Genomic DNA, 16,654 nt, shown 5'->3' on the forward strand with positions numbered 1-16,654 from the left:
GTGGTGGGCGGCGGCGTGGTGGGCGGGGTGGTCGGGCGGGCGTCGGCCTTCACGGTGAGGGTGGCGGCGTCGAGGGCGTCGCCCTCCTTGTAGAATCCGGCGAACGCGGCGGCGCCGTCCTTCGTGAGCTCGGCCGGGATGTCCTTGAAGACCATCGCGCCGTCGGCGCCCCGGCCGGGTCGGACGCCGGTCATGTCGAGCGCGGCGAAGGAGACGTCGTCGCGGGTGGTGAAGGAGCCGTCCTTCTCCTTGGTGACGACGTCTGCGGTGATCTCGCCGGTCGGCGCGGCCGAACCGGCGGTCTTCAGCCGCACGTCGGAGACGCGGATGTCGAGGACGCCCTCGTGGGCCTCGAAGTGGACGCCGCCCTTGAAGGCGGTGGCGGTGGCGTGGCTCGTCGTGTCGTAGGTGCCGGTGCCGTCGACGAAGGTGAAGACGCCGTTGCCCGCGGCCTGGGTCGCGCCGCCCTCCGCCGTAATCCTGCCCTTGGCGAAGGGCTGGGCGAGGTAGGAGCGGAAGGACTGCTTGATGCCCCAGTCCAGGGTGCCGTCCACCAGGGACATCGGCGGGGCCGGGGTGTCGGCGGCGGCCGCGGGGAGCGCGAGGGTCAGGGCGCCTGCGCCCAGGGCGGCGGCCGTGGTGACGGCGGCGGCCAGAGTGACGGGGCGGCGCATACGGGTGGCCATGTCGGGGTTCTCCTCGGCGGAAACAGGGGGGCGGAAGTGGGCGAGGGTGGACGAGGGTGTGGGGTGCCGCCGCACGGGCGTCTTGCGCTGCCCGTGCGGGGCGGAGAGGAACGAGGTCAGTCGGTGGGCTCGGCCGGCCCGGCGGTGCGGCGCCGGCGGAGGAGCGCGTACGCGACGGCGGCGAGGGCCAGGACGCCCGCGCCGATCCCGGCGTAGACGGCGACCGGTGTGCCGGAGTCCGAGGTGGCGGCGGTCACGGGCGCGGCGGCGGCCGACGGGGTGCCGGAGGCGGACGGTGCGGCGGAGGCGGACGCGGAGGGCGGGGTCGTGGGGGCGCTGCCGAGGTCGGGCAGGGCGGGGAGGGCGGCGGCCGGGTCGACGGAGACGGCGAGGGAGACCGGGTCCATCACGGTGCCCGCCTTGTACATCCCGCCGAAGGCGCGGGCCCCTCCCTCGGTGAGGGTGGCGGGCGCCTCCGTGACGACGGCGAGGCCCTTCTCGGGGACGAGGCCGCGGGCGGCGAAGGTGACGAGGGGGACGTCCTGCTCGGTCTTCCCGGAGCTGGTGACGTCGGCGGCGAGGGTGCCGGTGCCGCCGGTCACCTTCACGGTGACCTCGGCGAGGGTGAGGTCGAGGTGGGTGCCGGTGAAGCGGACGCTGCCGGCGAAGGCGGCGTCGAGGGTGCCGGCCCCGGGGTCGTACGCGCCGGCGCCGGAGGGGAAGCGGAAGAGGGCTCCGCCGTCCTGCGCGCCGGCGGCGAGCGTCCACTTCCCCTGCGCGATGGAGCCGGTGACGTACTCGCGGAAGGTGCGGCGGACGCCCCAGTCGACGGCGGCGGTCCGCAGCGAGGGCGTGGTCCCCTGCGGCTCGGGCGTCGGACTCGGGGTGGCGGACGGTGACTTCGCGGGCGGCGCGGTCCGGACGTCCACGGTGAGGCTGATCGGGTCGAGCGCGGTGCCGGCCGGGTAGTAGCCGGCGAAGGCGGTGGCGCCCTGGGCGGTGAGCGTGGCGGGGACGTTCGCGAGGGAGACGGGGCTGGTGCCGCCGCGCATGTCGACGCCGCCGAGGTTCAGGGTGGCGAGCGGGACCTGGGACCGGACGGTCGTCCGGCCGGTGCCCTTGGCCTTGCTCGTCATGTCGGCGTAGAGGGTGCCGCCGCCGCCCTGGATGCGGACCCGGGGGTTGCCGATGGTGAGGTCGAGCTCGTTCGTGCCGTCGGCCTTGCGGTGTCCGCTGAAGTGGACGCCGCCGCCGAAGGCGGCTTCGAGGGTGCCGGTGGCGGGGTCGTACGAGCCCTGCGCGGAGTGGAAACGGTACTGGGCGCCGACCGTGGCGGCGCCGCCGGTGAGGTTCCAACTTCCGTGCGCGATGGGCCCGGTGACGTAGTTCTGGAAGGAGGACTTGATGCCCCAGTCGAGCCGGCCGCCCCGCACCGGGCTGCTCTCCGCGTGGGCGGCGGCGGCCGGAACGAGGGCGGCGAGCAGGGCCGCGAACAGGGTCACGGCGAGTGCGCGGCAGGGTCTGGACGGCAGCATGGAGCACCCCTCCGAGGGCTGGCGAATTAGGTAAGGCTAACCTAAGCTACATCCCGCCCCGGCCGGAACCCTTCCCCCCGGAGAGCCGGGCGACGAACCCTCCGACGCGGAACGACAGGACGGTGCCCGGTGCGCAGAACTCGCCTCGCGGGAGCGCTGACAGCAGTGATCGCCCTCGCCCTCACGGCGACCGGATGCGGGGGCGACCCCGGAGGCGCGGACACCCCGCGAACCGCCGTCGGCGGCGGCGCGACGGCGCGGGCGGCGGCCGACCGGGTCGAACCGCTCCCCTCCCCCGCCTCCCCCCGACTCCCCGTCACCGTCGCCTCCGCCGACGGGCGGAAGGTGACCGTCGGCTCCGCCGACCGGATCGTGCCGCTCAGCGGCTCGCTCAGCGAGATCGTCTTCACCCTCGGCCTCGGCGACCGGGTGGTGGCCCGGGACGTCACCGCCACCTTCGAACAGGCCGCGGACCTCCCGGTGGTGACCCGCGCCCACGACGTCTCCGCCGAGAGCGTCCTCTCCCTGAAGCCGACCCTCGTCCTCGCCGAGTCCACCACCGGCCCCGCCGAGGCGATCGCCCAGATCCGCGACACGGGCGTCCCCCTCGTCGTCGTCCCGGCCGCCGAGGACCTCGACGACGTCGGCCGCCGCATCGACGACGTGGCCGCCGCGCTGGGCGTGCCCGCCGCCGGCGCGGAGCTGCGCGAGCGAACCGCCGAACGGCTCGACGCGGTGCGGGAGAAGATCCCCGCCCGCGCCGAGAAGCCGCGCGTCGCCTTCCTCTACGTGCGCGGTTCGGCCGCCGTCTACCTCCTCGGCGGCGCCGGGTCCGGGGCGAGTTCGCTCCTGGAGGCCGCCGGGGCCGTCGACGCGGGCAAGGAGTCCGGGCTGACGAAGGACTTCACCCCCCTCACCAGCGAGGCGCTGGCCGCGGCGGCGCCGGACGCGATCCTCGTCATGACCAAGGGCCTGGAGTCCGTCGGCGGCGTCGACGGACTGGTGAAGATCCCCGGCGTCGCCGAGACCCCGGCCGGCGCCGACCGCCGGGTGGTCTCCGTCGACGACGGCGTCCTCCTCAACTACGGGCCGCGCACCGACCAGGTGCTCGCCTCGCTCGTCGACCAGCTCTACGGGGACACCCCGTGACGGCCCTCCAGGAACGGCCGGTCGTCCCGGCCGCGAAGACACCCGGGGCCGGACCCCGGCGGGGCCGGACCGCGCTGCTCACCGGCGGGCTGCTCGCCGCGCTGCTGCTGCTCGCCCTGCTGTCCGCCGGCATCGGCGCGTACGACATCCCGCTCGGCGACGTCCTCGCCTCGGGCCGGCACCGGCTCGGCCTCGGCGGGCACGCGCTCGACCGGACCGCCGAGAGCGTGCTGTGGAACATCCGGCTGCCCCGGGTGGTGCTCGCCCTCCTCGTCGGCGCCTCCCTCGGCTGCGCCGGGGCGCTGATGCAGGGCGTCTTCGGCAACCCGCTCGCCGAACCCGGCGTCATCGGCGTCTCGTCCGGCGCCGCCGTCGGCGCGGTCGGCGCGATCGTGCTCGGCGCGGGCTTCCTCGGCACCTGGACGGTGACCGTCTTCGCCTTCGCGGGCGGGCTCGTCACGGTGGTCCTCGTGTACGCGATGTCCCGCTCGGGCGGCCGGACCGAGGTCGTCACCCTGATCCTCACCGGCATCGCGGTGACCGCCTTCGCGGGCGCGCTCATCGGGCTCTTCGTCTTCTTCGCGGACAACGCGCAGATCAGCCAGATCACCTTCTGGCAGCTGGGCTCGCTGGCCCAGGCCACCTGGCCGAAGGTGCTGGCGGTGCTGCCGTGCGCGCTGCTCGGCCTGGCCGTCGCCCCGCTGTACGCCCGCCGGCTCGACCTGCTCGCGCTCGGCGAGCGGCCCGCCCGGCACCTGGGCGTGGAGGTGGAGCGGCTGCGGATCGCGCTGATCCTGGTGGTGGCGCTGCTCACGGCGGCGGCGGTCGCGGTCTCCGGCATCGTGACCTTCGTCGGCCTGGTCGTCCCGCACGTGCTGCGGATGGCGAACGGCCCCGGCCACCGCTTCCTGATCCCCGGCAGCGCGCTCGGCGGGGCGGTCGCGCTCACCGCCGGCGACCTGGCGGCCCGCACCCTCGCGGCCCCCGCCGAACTCCCCCTGGGCGTCCTCACCGCCCTCATCGGCAGCCCGTTCTTCTTCTGGCTGCTGCGCAGGACCCGCAGGAAGCAGGGTGGTTGGGCGTGATCGGCGTGTTCAGGAGGCGTACGAGGGAGCTGCCGGCGGCCGTGGAGCCCGGCGGGCTCGCCGCCGAGGCCGACGGGGTGACGGTGGTGCGGGGGCGGCGGGCCGTCCTCGACGGGGCCCGGATCGAGGTGCGCGCCGGCGAGGTGCTGGCCCTGGTGGGGCCCAACGGGGCCGGGAAGTCGACGCTGCTGTCCGTGCTCGCCGGGGACCTGGCGCCCGCGGCGGGGACGGTACGGATCGGGGGCCGGGCGGCCGGCGGCTGGACCGCACCGGAGCTGGCGCTGCGCCGGGCGGTGCTGCCGCAGGCCGCCGAACTCTCCTTCCCCTTCCCGGTCGAGGAGGTGGTCCGGATGGGCCGGGCCCCCTGGGCGGGCACCGAGCGGGAGGCGGAGGACGGGGCGGCGGTGGCGGCGGCGATGGTCGCGACCGAGGTCACGGGGTTCGCCGCCCGCCCGTTCTCCGCGCTCTCCGGCGGGGAGCGGGCCCGGGTGGCGCTGGCCAGGGTGCTGGCCCAGCGGGCCGGGCTGCTGCTGCTCGACGAGCCGACGGCCGCGCTCGACCTGCGCCACCAGGAACTGGTGCTGCGGGTCTGCCGGGAGCGGGCGGCGGCCGGGGACGCCGTGGTGGTCGTGCTGCACGACCTGGGGCTCGCGGCGGCGCACGCGGACCGGGTGGGGATCGTGCACGGGGGCGGGGTGGCCGCCGACGGGCCGCCCGCCGAGGTGTTCGGCGAGGAGCTGCTGAGCCGGGTCTACCGGCAGCCGGTGGAGGTCTTCCCGCACCCGCGGACCGGTGTCCCGCAGGTCGTCCCGCGCCGGGACGACCCACACGGCGAAACCACCACAAACCGCCCTGCTTGACCGGTGCTTGACCCTGCGATGGGGTGGCCATGGAACGCCCGTGACCACCCCGTGTCCGATCCGCCGGACGTGAGAGTCACATCACTGGACGTGCGGGTTTGACTGAGGTAAGCCTCGGTTAAGTTAGGTCCGCCTCAGTGGCAGTTCCCGTCCCGTCGCCCCGTCCTGGAGCCCTCATGCGAGCCGTCCGCACCACCGCCGTCACCGCCCTGGCGGGCGCCGCCGCCCTCGCCGCCGTCACCGGCTGCACCGCGAAGAGCGACGCCAAGGGGGCCGCCGACGGCATCACCGTCACCGCCAAGGACGACTCCTGCGAGGTGTCGAAGAAGGAGTTCCCGGCCGGCCACGTCACCCTGAACGTGGAGAACCGCGGCTCCAAGGTCACCGAGGTCTACGTCCTCTACCCGGACGACCGGATCGTCACCGAGCGCGAGAACATCGGCCCCGGCACCAAGGCCGCGCTCACCGCCGAGATCAAGGCCGGCTCGTACGCGATCGTCTGCAAGCCCGGCATGACCGGCGCCGGCATCCGCCAGACCGTCACCCTCACCGGCGGCGCCGCCGCCCCGAAGCGCTCCGCCGAGATGGACGCCGCCGTCGCCGCGTACCGCCAGTACGTCCAGGCCCAGGCCGACGAGACGCTGCCGAAGGTGAAGGTCTTCACCGACGCCGTCCGCGCCGGTGACCTGGAGGCCGCGAAGAAGGCGTACGCCGCCTCCCGCATCGGCTGGGAGCGCACCGAGCCCGTGGCCGAGTCCTTCGGCGACATCGACCCGAAGGTCGACGTCCGCGAGGACGGCCTGGAGGAGGGCCAGGACCCGGCGAAGGACTGGACCGGCTGGCACCGCCTGGAGAAGGCGCTCTGGCAGGACAAGAAGATCACCACCCGCGAGAAGCAGCTCGCCGACCTGCTCGACAAGGACCTCGCGGACTGGGTGAAGCGGGTCGGCAAGGCCGAGATCACCCCCACCTCCATGGCCAACGGCGCCAAGGAACTCCTCGACGAGGTCGCCACCGGCAAGGTCACCGGCGAGGAGGAGCGCTACTCCCACACCGACCTGGTCGACTTCAAGGCCAACGTCGAGGGCGCCCAGAAGTCCTTCGAGCTGCTCAAGCCGGTCGCCGCGAAGAACGACGCCGCGCTCGTCGCCGAACTCGACAAGCAGTTCGCCGCGCTGAACACGCTGCTCGACACGTACCGCGCCGACAAGACCGGATACGACTTCACCTCGTACGACAAGGTCGGCAAGGCCCAGCGCAAGGAGCTGTCGGACGGCGTCAACGCGCTGGCCGAGCCGCTCTCCAAGCTCGCCGCGGCGGTCGTGAAGTGACCCCGCCGCCCGCCCGCCGCACCGTCCTCGCCGCCGGCGGCGGACTCGCCCTCGGTGCCGCCGTCGCCGGCGGCGCCGTGGCGCTGACCCGCGGCGGCGACGCCACCACGCCCGTCGCCGACAGCGGGGCCGCCGTCCCCTTCCACGGCGACCACCAGGCCGGCATCGCCACCCCCGTCCAGGACCGGCTGCACTTCGCCGCCTTCGACGTCACCACCGACGACCGCGAGAAGCTGGTGAAGCTCCTCAAGGAGTGGACCCGGGCCGCCGAGCGGATGACCGCAGGACGCGAGGTCGGCGAGGGTGCCCACGGCGGGCTGCCGGAGGCGCCGCCGGACGACACCGGCGAAGCGCTCGGCCTGAAGCCGTCCCGCCTCACCCTCACCATCGGCTTCGGCCCCTCCCTCTTCGACGGGCGGTTCGGGCTGAAGGACAGGCGGCCCGGGGACCTGGTGGAGCTGCCCAGGTTCCCGGGCGACAACCTCGATCCGGCGCGCAGCGGCGGCGACCTGTGCGTCCAGGCGTGCGCCGACGACCCGCAGGTCGCCGTGCACGCCATCCGCAACCTCGCCCGGATCGGCTTCGGCACGGTCGCGGTCCGCTGGTCCCAGCTGGGCTTCGGCAAGACGTCCTCGACCACCCCGGACGCGCAGACCCCGCGCAACCTCTTCGGCTTCAAGGACGGCACCCGGAACATCGCCGGCACCGACGCCGCCGCCCTGGACCGGCACGTCTGGGTCGGGGCGAAGGACGCCACCGGCAGCGGCGCCTGGATGGCCGGCGGCTCGTACCTGGTCGCCCGCCGGATCCGGATGAACGTCGAGACCTGGGACCGCACCCCGCTCGCCGAGCAGGAGGACATCTTCGGCCGCGACAAGAAGGAGGGCGCGCCCGTCGGCAGGGCGAAGGAGCACGACGAGCCGTTCCTCAAGGCGATGAAGCCGGACTCGCACGTCCGGCTCGCCCACCCGGACGCCAACGGCGGGGCGACCCTGCTGCGCCGCGGCTACTCCTTCACCGACGGCACGGACGGCCTCGGCCGGCTGGACGCGGGCCTGTTCTTCCTCGCCTACCAGAAGGACGTCCGGGCCGGTTTCGTCCGGGTGCAGACCGCGCTCGCGAAGGCGGACGCCCTCAACGAGTACATCCAGCACGTCGGTTCGGCGGTCTTCGCCGTCCCGCCCGGCGTCCGCGACGCGGACGACTGGTGGGGCCGCGGCCTTTTCTCGTAAACCCTGGGAGGTACCCGCCGTGTTCGGCAACTATCTGATCGGCCTGCGCGAGGGCCTGGAGGCCAGCCTCGTCGTCTGCATCCTCATCGCCTATCTGGTGAAGACCGGCCGGCGGGACGCGCTGAAGCCGATCTGGGCCGGCATCGGCGCGGCCGTCGGCATCGCCCTCGCCTTCGGCGCCGGCCTGGAGTTCGGCTCCCAGGAGCTGACCTTCGAGGCACAGGAGCTGCTCGGCGGCTCGCTGTCCATCCTCGCCGTCGCCCTGGTGACCTGGATGGTCTTCTGGATGAGGAAGACCGCCCGGCACCTGCGGGCGGAGCTGGGCGCCAAGCTGGACGCGGCCCTGGCGATGGGCACCGGCGCGCTGGTCGCCACCGCCTTCCTGGCCGTCGGCCGGGAGGGCCTGGAGACCGCGCTCTTCGTCTGGGCGTCGGTACGGGCCTCCTCCGACGGCAGCCACGCGCCGCTGATCGGCGTGGTGCTCGGCCTGCTGACGGCGGTGCTGCTCGGCTGGCTGTTCTACCGGGGCGCGCTGCGGATCGACCTGGCGAAGTTCTTCACCTGGACCGGCGGGATGCTGGTCGTGGTGGCGGCGGGCGTCCTCGCGTACGGCGTGCACGACCTCCAGGAGGCGCGCTTCCTCGGCGGCCTCGCGGACAAGGCGTTCGACGTCTCGGCGACGATCCCGCCGGACAGCTGGTACGGCACCCTCCTCAAGGGCGTGTTCAACTTCCAGCCCGACCCGACGGTCCTTCAGGTCACGGTGTGGGCGCTGTATCTGGTCCCGACGCTCGCGCTCTTCCTCGCCCCGATAGGGTCGGGTCCGTCCGTGCGCGTGGAGAAGCAGAAGGCGACCGATGAGAAGGCTGAGGCTGGAGCGGCAGACCCGGCGGTCTGAGGTACGGCGGGGCCGGCGCCCCGCGAGGGCCCTGGCGTCCGTCGCCGCGGCGACCGTCGTGGCGCTGACGGCGAGCGGCTGCGTGACCGTCCACGGCGAGACCGCCGTCGTGTCGGCCGCGACCGCGGAGGAGACGACGGCGGCGCTGGCCTCCTTCGTCACCGCGTTCAACCGGGCCGACAAGGCCAACGACCCGAAGCTCGACGCCCAGCAGGTGACCGGCCCGCTGGGGGCGATCAACCAGGCCGGGCTGAAGTCGAAGTCGGTGACCGAGCCGGAGGGCAATCCGGACCACGAGCCGCTGGAGCTGCGCGACGCCCGCTTCCTGGTGCCCAGGAAGGCGGGCTGGCCGCGCTGGTTCGTCGCGGACACCGACGCCAACCGGGACGACGGCACCCCCGGGGCGGACAACCGCTGGCTGGTCGCCTTCGTCCGCAACGGCCCCGACCAGGAGTGGAAGGCCGCCCATCTGGTGATCCTCGGCCGGGACGAGATGCCCGAGTTCGCCGAGGCGGACGGCGGCCTGGTGCCGGTCGCCGCCGGCTCGGACGCGCTCGCGGTCGCCCCCGGCGAGCTGAGCGGGCGGTACGCCGCGTATCTGAAGGACGGCGGGACGAGCCCGTTCGCCGCCGGTCCGCACACCACCGAGTGGCGCGACAAGCGGGCCCGTACGGCCCAGCGGCCCGGCCTGGCCACCCAGTTCATCGACCGGGCCGCCGACGCGGGCGACTTCGCGCCGCTGGCGCTCGGGACGGCGGACGGCGGGGCGCTGGTCTTCTTCGCCAGCCGCCACTTCGAGCGGCAGACGACCTCGCCGGGCTACCGGCCCAAGCTGGGCCCGGAGCTGCGGGCCCTGATGAAGGGCGAGATCAAGAACACGGTGACCAAGGAGTGGGTGTCCAGCCAGGCCGTCCTGGTGAAGCCGGCGGGCACCGAGCGGGACGCGGTCACCTTCGCGGGCCGGCTCCAGGGCGTGGTGGCCGTCGAGGGCTCGTAGCCGCTCCGGGACCGGGAGGTCAGCGGGTGAGGGGCCAGGCGATCTCGTGGGCCCCGTGACCGTCCCCGGTCTCCCGCTCGGCGGCGTGCCGGGCACAGGCGTCGGTGAGGGTCTCCAGCAGGTTCAGCGGGTCGGGCAGGGCGTGCTCGGGGCCGCGGACCCAGCCGACGGCCGGATGGTCGTCCTCGTCACCGGGCAGCCGGGCGGGCGGGACCAGGACGTAGCTGCCGCGGCAGTGCCAGCGCAGACCGGGGTGCTCGTCCATGGTCTCGGGATGGCAGTCCAGCTCGCAGGGCCACCACTCGTCCTCGTCCTCGGGGGTGCCGCGGGTGGCGGTGAAGAAGAGCATCCGGCCGCCGTCGCCGGTGCTGTCCGGGGACTCGGCGACCGGTCCGACCTCGACGCCGTCGGCGAGCAGCCGTTCCAGGGCGGCGCGGCCGGCGGCCAGCGGCACGTCGAGGACGTCGTGGACCATGCCGGTGGCGGTGATGAAGTTCGCCCGGGGCTCGTTCCGCGCCCAGCGCTCGATCTGCGCGCGGTCGGTGGTCGACTGGGTCTGCCAGGCGAAGGAGACCGGGTGGCGGGCGGGGGTGGGACAGCCGATCCGCTCACAGGAACAGCTGTAGCCGACGGGGTAGGCGGCGGGGGCCAGGGGCAGTCCGGCGGCGGCGATGGCCAGGAGCAGCGTCTCGCGGGTGTTCCCGTCGTCGGCCGCGGCCCGTTTCGGGCGCCTGCGCAGCCACTGTGCGAGTTTGCTCTCCGTGCCGCGGTAGCGGCCGATGCCGTCGCCCATCTATCCCCTCACAGCTCATGCTCGCCCGGTCGGCTCTGCCCATGGTCCCACCATCCTGCTCCCCGGGTGACCGGAGTGGGGAACCCGGGCCGGTGACGACGCTCACGCTCGTCACGGACGGGGCGTGAGGCCACGCAGGGCGAGGCCGACGAGGGCGTCGGCGTAGGCGTGGGTGAGGGGCCCGGTGCGGTGCAGCCAGCGGTGGTGGAGCGGGCCGACCAGCAGCTCGGTGGCGAGCCGGGGGTCGACGTCCGGGTCCACCTGCCCGGCGGCCTGCGCGGCCTCGATGCGGCGGGCGAAGACCCGCAGCTGCGGTTCGAGGAGGGCGGCGGTGAAGCGGGCGCCGAGCTCGGGATCGGTGGACCCCTCGGCGGCGAGCGCCCGGGTGGGGGCGTCGTAGCGGGGGTCGTTCAGCTCGTCGACGGTGGCGCGGAGCACGAGCCCGAGGTCGGCGGCGAGGTCCCCCGTGTCGGGCAGCTCGGTCTGCCCGGGCGCGGCCCCGGCCTCCTCGGCGGCGCGGGCGCCGAGGTCGAGGTAGGCGTCGAGCAGCACCGCCGCCTTCGAGGGCCACCACCGGTAGATGGTCTGCTTGCCGACACCGGCCCGGGCGGCGATGCCCTCGACGGTGGTCTTCGCGTAGCCGCTCTCGGAGACGAGCCCGAGCGCGGCGTCGAAGATGGCACGCCGGGACCGCTCGCTACGGCGGGAGACGTCGGGAACCTTGGACTCGGACATGACACCCAACCTACCACCGGACGAGACGGGCCGTCTCGTTGGCTGGCACCCTTGGGCACCGGCCGGGCGCCGCCGCTCCGGCGTCGACGTTCCGGCGTCGACGTTCCGGGCGCGCGCGTCGCCCAGGCTCTCCGGCATCCCAGGCGTCCGGCCGGGCGTAGGTGTTGCGGCGTCGGTTGGACGTAGGCGTCGCGGCGTCGGCCGGGGGTCGACATCCGGACGCCGGTAGCCCGGATCGGCCGGACGCCGGCCGGGCGCGGGAGGCGGGCGCGGTCGGGCGCCGGAGCGGGCGCTTCGGGTGCCGACCAAGCGCCGGCGTCCCGGATCGGCCAGGCGCCGGCCGGGCGCCGGAGGCCGGATGCCGGCCGGGCAGCGGAGGTCGGACACGGCCGGACGCGGGATGTCGGGCGCGGCCGTGCAGAAGGAGGTCCGGCGCGGCCGGGCACCGGAGGTCCCGGCGTCGGTGGCCTGGGATCGGCCGGGCGGTGGTGGATCGGGGTCGACCAGGTGTACGGGGGGCGAACCACCCGAACGGTCCACTGCGCGCGGGCCTCCGAGAGCGGACCATGGCTCCACCGATCCACGGCCCGCCCCGCGGGCCGACCGTCCGTGAGGAGGCCCGATTGCGCTCCACTCCGCGCGAGTCCTCGCCCCGCCGCTACCTGATGTGCCCACCCGCGCACTTCTCGGTGACGTACTCCATCAACCCGTGGATGGACCCGACGAAACCCGTCGACCTGCCGCTCGCCGTCGCCCAGTGGGAGGACCTGCGCGACCGCTACCGGTCCCTCGGGCACACCGTCGAACTCCTCACCCCCGACCCGGCCCTGCCGGACATGGTCTTCGCCGCGAACGGCGCGACCGTCGTCGGCGGACGGGTCCTCGGCGCCCGCTTCGCCTACCCCGAGCGGACCGCGGAGGCCGACGCGCACCTCGACTGGTTCCGCCGCAACGGCTGGGCCGAGGAGGACCTGTGGGTCCCGCAGCACGTCAACGAGGGCGAGGGCGACTTCGCCGTCACCGCCTCCTGGATCCTGGCCGGCACCGGCTTCCGCTCCAGCCCGCTCTCGCACGGCGAGGCCCAGGAGTTCTTCGGCCGGCCGGTGATCGGCCTGGAGCTGGTGGACCCGCGCTACTACCACCTGGACACGGCGCTCAGCGTCCTCGACGAGGCGGCGGACGAGGTCATGTACTTCCCCGACGCCTTCTCCCCCGGCAGCCGGGCCGTCCTCGACCGGCTCTTCCCCGACGCGCTGAAGGCCACCGCCGAGGATGCGGCGGCCCTCGGGCTCAACGCGGTCAGCGACGGCCGGCACGTGCTGCTCCCGCAGACGGCCACCGGCCTCTTCGCCCCGCTCCGCGCCCGCGGCTTCGAGCCGATCGGCATGGACCTCGGCGAACTCCTCAAGGGCGGCGGCAGCGTGAAGTGCTGCACCCAGGAGCTGCGGCCCTAGTCGTCCTCGGCGGGCGGCCAGGAGTCGCCCCACTCGGCGTCACGGGCGTGCTTGTAGAGGGGCCCGTGGCGCTTGGTGACGGTCTCGCGACCCAGCCCCTCCGGGGCGCAGAGGTCGAGCAGGACGAGGCCCTTGCGGATCTGCGGCCTGCGGACGACGCGGGCGGGCGCGGGGGTCACGGGGAAGCGGGTGGCGGCCACGTACGCGTACTTCTCGTCCTCGTACGGCAGCGAGCCGCCCTTCACCTTGCGGTGCAGCGAGGAGCGGCTGACCCGCTCCGAGAAGTGGCACCAGTCGGTGCCCGGCTCGATCGGGCAGGCGCCGCTGTGCGGACAGGGCGCGGCGACGGTGAAGCCGGCGTCGACGAGGACGGACCGGGCGGCGATGATCCGCTCGTAGCCGTCCGGCGTGCCGGGCTCGACGATCACGACGGCGCCGCGCGCGGCGCGGGCCGCCTCGGCGACCAGGGCCGCCCTGTCCCCCTCGGTGAGCTCCTTGAGCACGTACGAGACGGTGACCAGGTCGGTGTCGGCGAGCCGCAGCGCGGTGCCGATCCGCTCGCGCCGCCACTCGGCGTCCAGGACGCCGGCGGCCAGTTCGCGGCCGAGGGCGAGGGCGGGCTCGGCCCAGTCGAGGACGGTGGTACGCGGCGGGGCCCCGTCCCACGCCTCGGCGACGGCCCAGCTCGCGGCGCCGGTCCCGCCGCCGACGTCCGTGTGGCTGCCCGGCACCCACTCCGGCGCGGCGGCCCGCAGCGCGTCCACGGCACCGCGGGCGGCCTCGAAGGTGGCGGGCATCCGGTAGGCGGCGTACGCGACCACGTCGGACCGGTCCCGCAGCACGGGCGCGTCGGTCGGGGTCGCCCCCCGGTAGTGCGCGATCAGCCGTTCGACGGCCTTCGCGGCCTGCGAGGCGGGCAGGCCGTCGAGCACCCTGGCGAGGGCGGCCCGCAGAACATCGACAGAGGCGACGGATCCATTCACCGTCCCCAGTCTAGGCGCCCCTCCCCCGCACTCCGCGCCCGGCGTGGAGCGGACCACCACCGCTCCGCCGGGGCGGTGCCCACCCCCAGGCCCGGCCGGGGACGTTGCGGCCGCCGCGCCGCTCCGTTGTGGGCAATCGTTCCGCCGGGGCGGTGCCCACCCCCGGGCCCGGCTGGGGGCGTTGCGGGTGGCCGCCGCCGTTTCGTTGTGGGCAATCGTTCCGCTGGGGCGGAACGGGTGGGCACAACGGAACGGCACCGTTGCGGGTGCCTCCGCGCCCCGAGCCTGGACCCGCACCCGTACGGAGCCGTACAGCCGGTGCGGGTTCAGGCGCAGAAGCCTAGGCCCGGCGGAGGGGCGCCGTTCCGTGTGCCCACCCGTTCCGCCCTGCGGAACGCCTGCCCACACGGGGGACCAGCCAGCGGCGCCGCCCAGAAGGCCGGGCCCGGCGCGTAGCCGGGCGTGAGGGTGGGCACCACCCTGCGGGACGCCTGCCCACACGGAGGGCCGGCGGACGGCGCCGCCCAGAAGGTCGGGCCCGGCGCGTGAGCCGGGCGTGCAGGGTGGGCGCCGCCCCGCGGAACGCCTGCGGGCGGGGTCAGGGGGTCGGGCGCCAGGGGCGGCAGAGGAGGAGGAAGGCGGTCAGGGCGGCCGTCGCGCAGACCAGCTGGACGACCGCCATGGGCACCGCCGTCCGCTCGCCCGCGATGCCGACGAGCGGCGACGCGACCGCGCCGATCAGGAAGGACGACGTGCCGAGGAGCGCCGACGCCGACCCCGCCGCGTGCGGCGTCCGCATCAGCGCCTGCGCGTTCGTGTTCGGCATCGCCAGGCCCATCGCGGACATCAGCACGAACAGCCCTGCCGCGATCGGCACGAGACCGACCTCTCCGAAGACGCCCGTCGTCATCAGCAGGAGCGCCGCCGAGGCGAGCAGGATGACGGACAGGCCCCAGCCGAGCGCCTTGTCGAGGCTGACCCGCCCGACGAGCAGCTTGCCGTTGATCTGGCCGACGGCCACGAGCCCGATGGAGTTGAGCCCGAAGAGGAGGCTGAAGGTCTGCGGGGAGGCCCCGTAGATCTCCTGGACGACGAAGGGGGAGGCGGAGATGTAGGCGAAGAGGGCCGCGAAGGCGAGCCCGCCCGCCAGCATGTAGCCGGTGAAGACGCGGTCGGCGAGCAGCCCCCGCATGGTCCGCAGCGCCTGCCCGACGCCGCCCTCCTGGCGTCGCTCCGGGGGCAGCGTCTCGTGCAGGAAGCGCCAGACGACGAGGGTGAGCAGGACGCCGATGGCGGCGAGGACGTGGAAGACGCCCCGCCAGTCGGTGATCCGCAGGATCTGTCCGCCGATGAGCGGCGCGATGATCGGCGCGACGCCGGAGATCAGCATCAGGGTGGAGAAGAAGCGGGCCATCTCGACGCCGTCGTAGAGGTCGCGGACGACGGCCCGGGCGATGACGATCCCGGCGGCTCCGGCGAGCCCCTGGAGGAGCCGGAAGGCGATGAGGAGTTCGGCGCTGGGGGCGAAGGCGCAGACGGCGGTGGCGAGGACGTAGACGACCATGCCGACGAGGAGCGGCCGGCGGCGTCCCCACTTGTCGCTCATGGGCCCGACGACGAGCTGGCCGAGGGCCATCCCGGCGAGGCAGGCGGTGAGGGTGAGCTGGACGGTGGCGGCGGGGGCGGTCAGCGAGCGGGTGACCTCCGGCAGCGCCGGCAGGTACATGTCCATGGACAGCGGCGGGAGGGCGGTGAGCCCGCCGAGCACGAGGGTGACGAGCAGTCCGGCCCGACGGGCGGCGGGAACGGCGGCCGTCGGAGTTCCGGTTATGTGTCCTTGTGTTGTTTTCTGGCCGCTCTCCGGCATCGACTGCTCCATTTCGTTGAATCCTTGCCTATGCTCTCAGCTCGGCGGGGCGGATCGAGACCCTTGGGGTGGACGGACGTGAACGACATGGCCGACATGGTGCGGTGGGGCATTCTCGCGACGGGCGGGATAGCGGAGCGGTTCGCGACGGATCTGGCCGGGCTGGACGGCGCCGAGGTGGTGGCGGTGGCGTCCCGTACGGAGGCGTCGGCGCGGACCTTCGCGGACCGGTTCGGGATCGCGCGGGCGTACGGCGGCTGGGACGGCCTCTTCGCCGACCCCGAGGTGGACGTGGTCTACGTGGCGACCCCGCACCACGCCCACCGGGAGGCGGCCGGCCGCGCCCTGGAGGCCGGCAAGGCGGTCCTCTGCGAGAAGGCGTTCACGCTGAACGCGCGGGAGGCGGAGGAGCTGGTCGCGCTCGCCCGGGACCGCGGCCTCTTCCTCATGGAGGCCATGTGGATGTACTGCAACCCGCTGATCCGGCGGCTCGCGGAGCTGGTCCGGGACGGCGCGATCGGCGAGGTGCGGACCGTACAGGCCGACTTCGGGCTGGTCGGCCCGTTCGATCCCGGACACCGGCTGCGGGACCCCGCCGTCGGCGGCGGCGCCCTGCTCGACCTGGGCGTCTACCCGGTGTCGTTCGCGCACCTGCTGCTCGGCGAGCCGGACTCGGTGCAGGCGCACGCGCGGATCTCCCCGGAGGGCGTGGACCTGAACACCGGCATGCTGCTCGGCTGGTCGGACTCGGGCGCCTCGGCGCTGCTGTCCTGCTCGCTGGAGGCGGACACCCCGCTGACCGCCTCGGTGACGGGCACGAAGGGCCGGATCGACGTGCCGCGCGGCTTCTTCTTCCCGGAGCGGTTCACCCTGCTGCGGGACGGGGCCGAGCCGGAGGAGTTCACCAACTCCCACCACCCGCACTCGCTGCGGCACGAGGCCGCCGAGGTGACGCGGTGCCTGCGGGCCGGGGAGACGGAGTCGCCGCTGGTGCCGCTGGACGGCACGCTCGCGGTGATGCGGACGCTCGACGCGGTACGGGACCGCGT

At 74.6% G+C, this 16,654-nt stretch carries 15 protein-coding genes; 9 read left to right on the forward strand and 6 right to left on the reverse strand.

Annotated features, from left to right (window positions below; all coding sequences use genetic code 11):
• Together ACFW1I_RS28795 and ACFW1I_RS28800 are read right to left on the reverse strand one after the other, a co-directional pair.
• A partial coding sequence (locus ACFW1I_RS28795) for an HtaA domain-containing protein (protein WP_384675338.1) occupies positions 1-686 on the reverse strand: 686 nt, incomplete at its 3' end.
• Positions 687-802: 116 nt separating this feature from the next.
• Entirely contained in the window at positions 803-2,221 is a 1,419-nt protein-coding gene (locus ACFW1I_RS28800; RefSeq protein ID WP_384675340.1) for an HtaA domain-containing protein, read from the reverse strand.
• A 129-nt stretch (positions 2,222-2,350) separates the two neighbouring features.
• On the opposite strand from ACFW1I_RS28800, the gene ACFW1I_RS28805 reads away from it, so the two are divergent.
• The 7 genes from ACFW1I_RS28805 to ACFW1I_RS28835 all read left to right on the forward strand — a co-directional run bounded on the left by ACFW1I_RS28805 (position 2,351) and on the right by ACFW1I_RS28835 (position 9,773).
• Positions 2,351-3,370 (forward strand): hemin ABC transporter substrate-binding protein, encoded by a 1,020-nt coding sequence (locus tag ACFW1I_RS28805; RefSeq protein ID WP_384675342.1) that lies wholly within the window; start codon positions 2,351-2,353, stop codon positions 3,368-3,370.
• On the forward strand, positions 3,367-4,455 hold the full coding sequence (locus ACFW1I_RS28810; RefSeq protein ID WP_384675344.1) for a FecCD family ABC transporter permease: 1,089 nt from the start codon (positions 3,367-3,369) through the stop codon (positions 4,453-4,455). The genes ACFW1I_RS28805 and ACFW1I_RS28810 overlap by 4 nt, the downstream gene beginning before the upstream one ends.
• A complete protein-coding gene (locus ACFW1I_RS28815) occupies positions 4,452-5,315 on the forward strand; it encodes a heme ABC transporter ATP-binding protein (protein ID WP_384675346.1) in 864 nt (287 codons plus the stop codon). The genes ACFW1I_RS28810 and ACFW1I_RS28815 overlap by 4 nt, the downstream gene beginning before the upstream one ends.
• 176 nt (positions 5,316-5,491) lie before the next feature.
• Positions 5,492-6,646 (forward strand): iron uptake system protein EfeO, encoded by a 1,155-nt coding sequence (gene efeO, locus ACFW1I_RS28820; protein ID WP_384675348.1) that lies wholly within the window; start codon positions 5,492-5,494, stop codon positions 6,644-6,646.
• Positions 6,643-7,878 carry an iron uptake transporter deferrochelatase/peroxidase subunit gene (efeB, locus tag ACFW1I_RS28825; protein ID WP_384675350.1) on the forward strand — a complete coding sequence of 412 codons (1,236 nt, stop codon included), beginning with the start codon at positions 6,643-6,645 and terminating at the stop codon, positions 7,876-7,878. Before efeO ends, efeB begins: the two co-directional genes overlap by 4 nt.
• Positions 7,879-7,897: 19 nt before the next feature.
• Positions 7,898-8,776 carry an iron uptake transporter permease EfeU gene (gene efeU, locus ACFW1I_RS28830; RefSeq protein ID WP_384675352.1) on the forward strand — a complete coding sequence of 293 codons (879 nt, stop codon included), beginning with the start codon at positions 7,898-7,900 and terminating at the stop codon, positions 8,774-8,776.
• A gap of 31 nt (positions 8,777-8,807) precedes the next feature.
• On the forward strand, positions 8,808-9,773 hold the full coding sequence (locus ACFW1I_RS28835) for a hypothetical protein (protein ID WP_384675390.1): 966 nt from the start codon (positions 8,808-8,810) through the stop codon (positions 9,771-9,773).
• Positions 9,774-9,792: 19 nt separating this feature from the next.
• Here the strand turns inward: ACFW1I_RS28835 and ACFW1I_RS28840 are convergent, their stop codons facing one another.
• Both ACFW1I_RS28840 and ACFW1I_RS28845 read right to left on the reverse strand, forming a co-directional pair.
• Positions 9,793-10,566, reverse strand: a complete 774-nt coding sequence (locus tag ACFW1I_RS28840; protein WP_384675354.1) for a bifunctional DNA primase/polymerase — start codon at positions 10,564-10,566, stop codon at positions 9,793-9,795.
• A 111-nt stretch (positions 10,567-10,677) separates the two neighbouring features.
• On the reverse strand, positions 10,678-11,301 hold the full coding sequence (locus tag ACFW1I_RS28845) for a TetR/AcrR family transcriptional regulator (RefSeq protein WP_384675356.1): 624 nt from the start codon (positions 11,299-11,301) through the stop codon (positions 10,678-10,680).
• Positions 11,302-11,924: 623 nt separating this feature from the next.
• Between ACFW1I_RS28845 and ddaH the strand changes: the two genes are divergently transcribed.
• The gene (ddaH, locus tag ACFW1I_RS28850) at positions 11,925-12,755 is read left to right on the forward strand and encodes a dimethylargininase (RefSeq protein ID WP_384675358.1); all 831 of its coding nucleotides are present in this window, start codon (positions 11,925-11,927) and stop codon (positions 12,753-12,755) included.
• Here ddaH and ACFW1I_RS28855 read toward each other — a convergent pair.
• Positions 12,752-13,738, reverse strand: a complete 987-nt coding sequence (locus tag ACFW1I_RS28855; protein ID WP_384675360.1) for a small ribosomal subunit Rsm22 family protein — start codon at positions 13,736-13,738, stop codon at positions 12,752-12,754. The genes ddaH and ACFW1I_RS28855 overlap by 4 nt on opposite strands.
• A gap of 598 nt (positions 13,739-14,336) precedes the next feature.
• Complete coding sequence (locus tag ACFW1I_RS28860; protein WP_384675392.1) at positions 14,337-15,605, reverse strand: Bcr/CflA family multidrug efflux MFS transporter; 1,269 nt, start codon at positions 15,603-15,605, stop codon at positions 14,337-14,339.
• An 87-nt stretch (positions 15,606-15,692) separates the two neighbouring features.
• Here ACFW1I_RS28860 and ACFW1I_RS28865 point away from each other — a divergent pair.
• Positions 15,693-16,654: Gfo/Idh/MocA family protein (locus ACFW1I_RS28865; protein WP_384675394.1), on the forward strand; the 962-nt coding region annotated here is incomplete at its 3' end.

The organism is Streptomyces sp. NPDC058955 (assembly GCF_042741435.1).
Lineage (GTDB): Bacteria > Actinomycetota > Actinomycetes > Streptomycetales > Streptomycetaceae > Streptomyces.

What these genes read in the sequence shown, in the direction of transcription:
- ACFW1I_RS28860 (WP_384675392.1), bottom strand. Translation starts at nt 15,605, where the DNA reads ATGCCGGAGAGCGGCCAGAAAACAACACAAGGACACATAACCGGAACT.
- efeO (WP_384675348.1), top strand. Translation starts at nt 5,492, where the DNA reads ATGCGAGCCGTCCGCACCACCGCCGTCACCGCCCTGGCGGGCGCCGCC.
- ACFW1I_RS28845 (WP_384675356.1), bottom strand. Translation starts at nt 11,301, where the DNA reads ATGTCCGAGTCCAAGGTTCCCGACGTCTCCCGCCGTAGCGAGCGGTCC.
- ACFW1I_RS28800 (WP_384675340.1), bottom strand. Translation starts at nt 2,221, where the DNA reads ATGCTGCCGTCCAGACCCTGCCGCGCACTCGCCGTGACCCTGTTCGCG.
- ACFW1I_RS28840 (WP_384675354.1), bottom strand. Translation starts at nt 10,566, where the DNA reads ATGGGCGACGGCATCGGCCGCTACCGCGGCACGGAGAGCAAACTCGCA.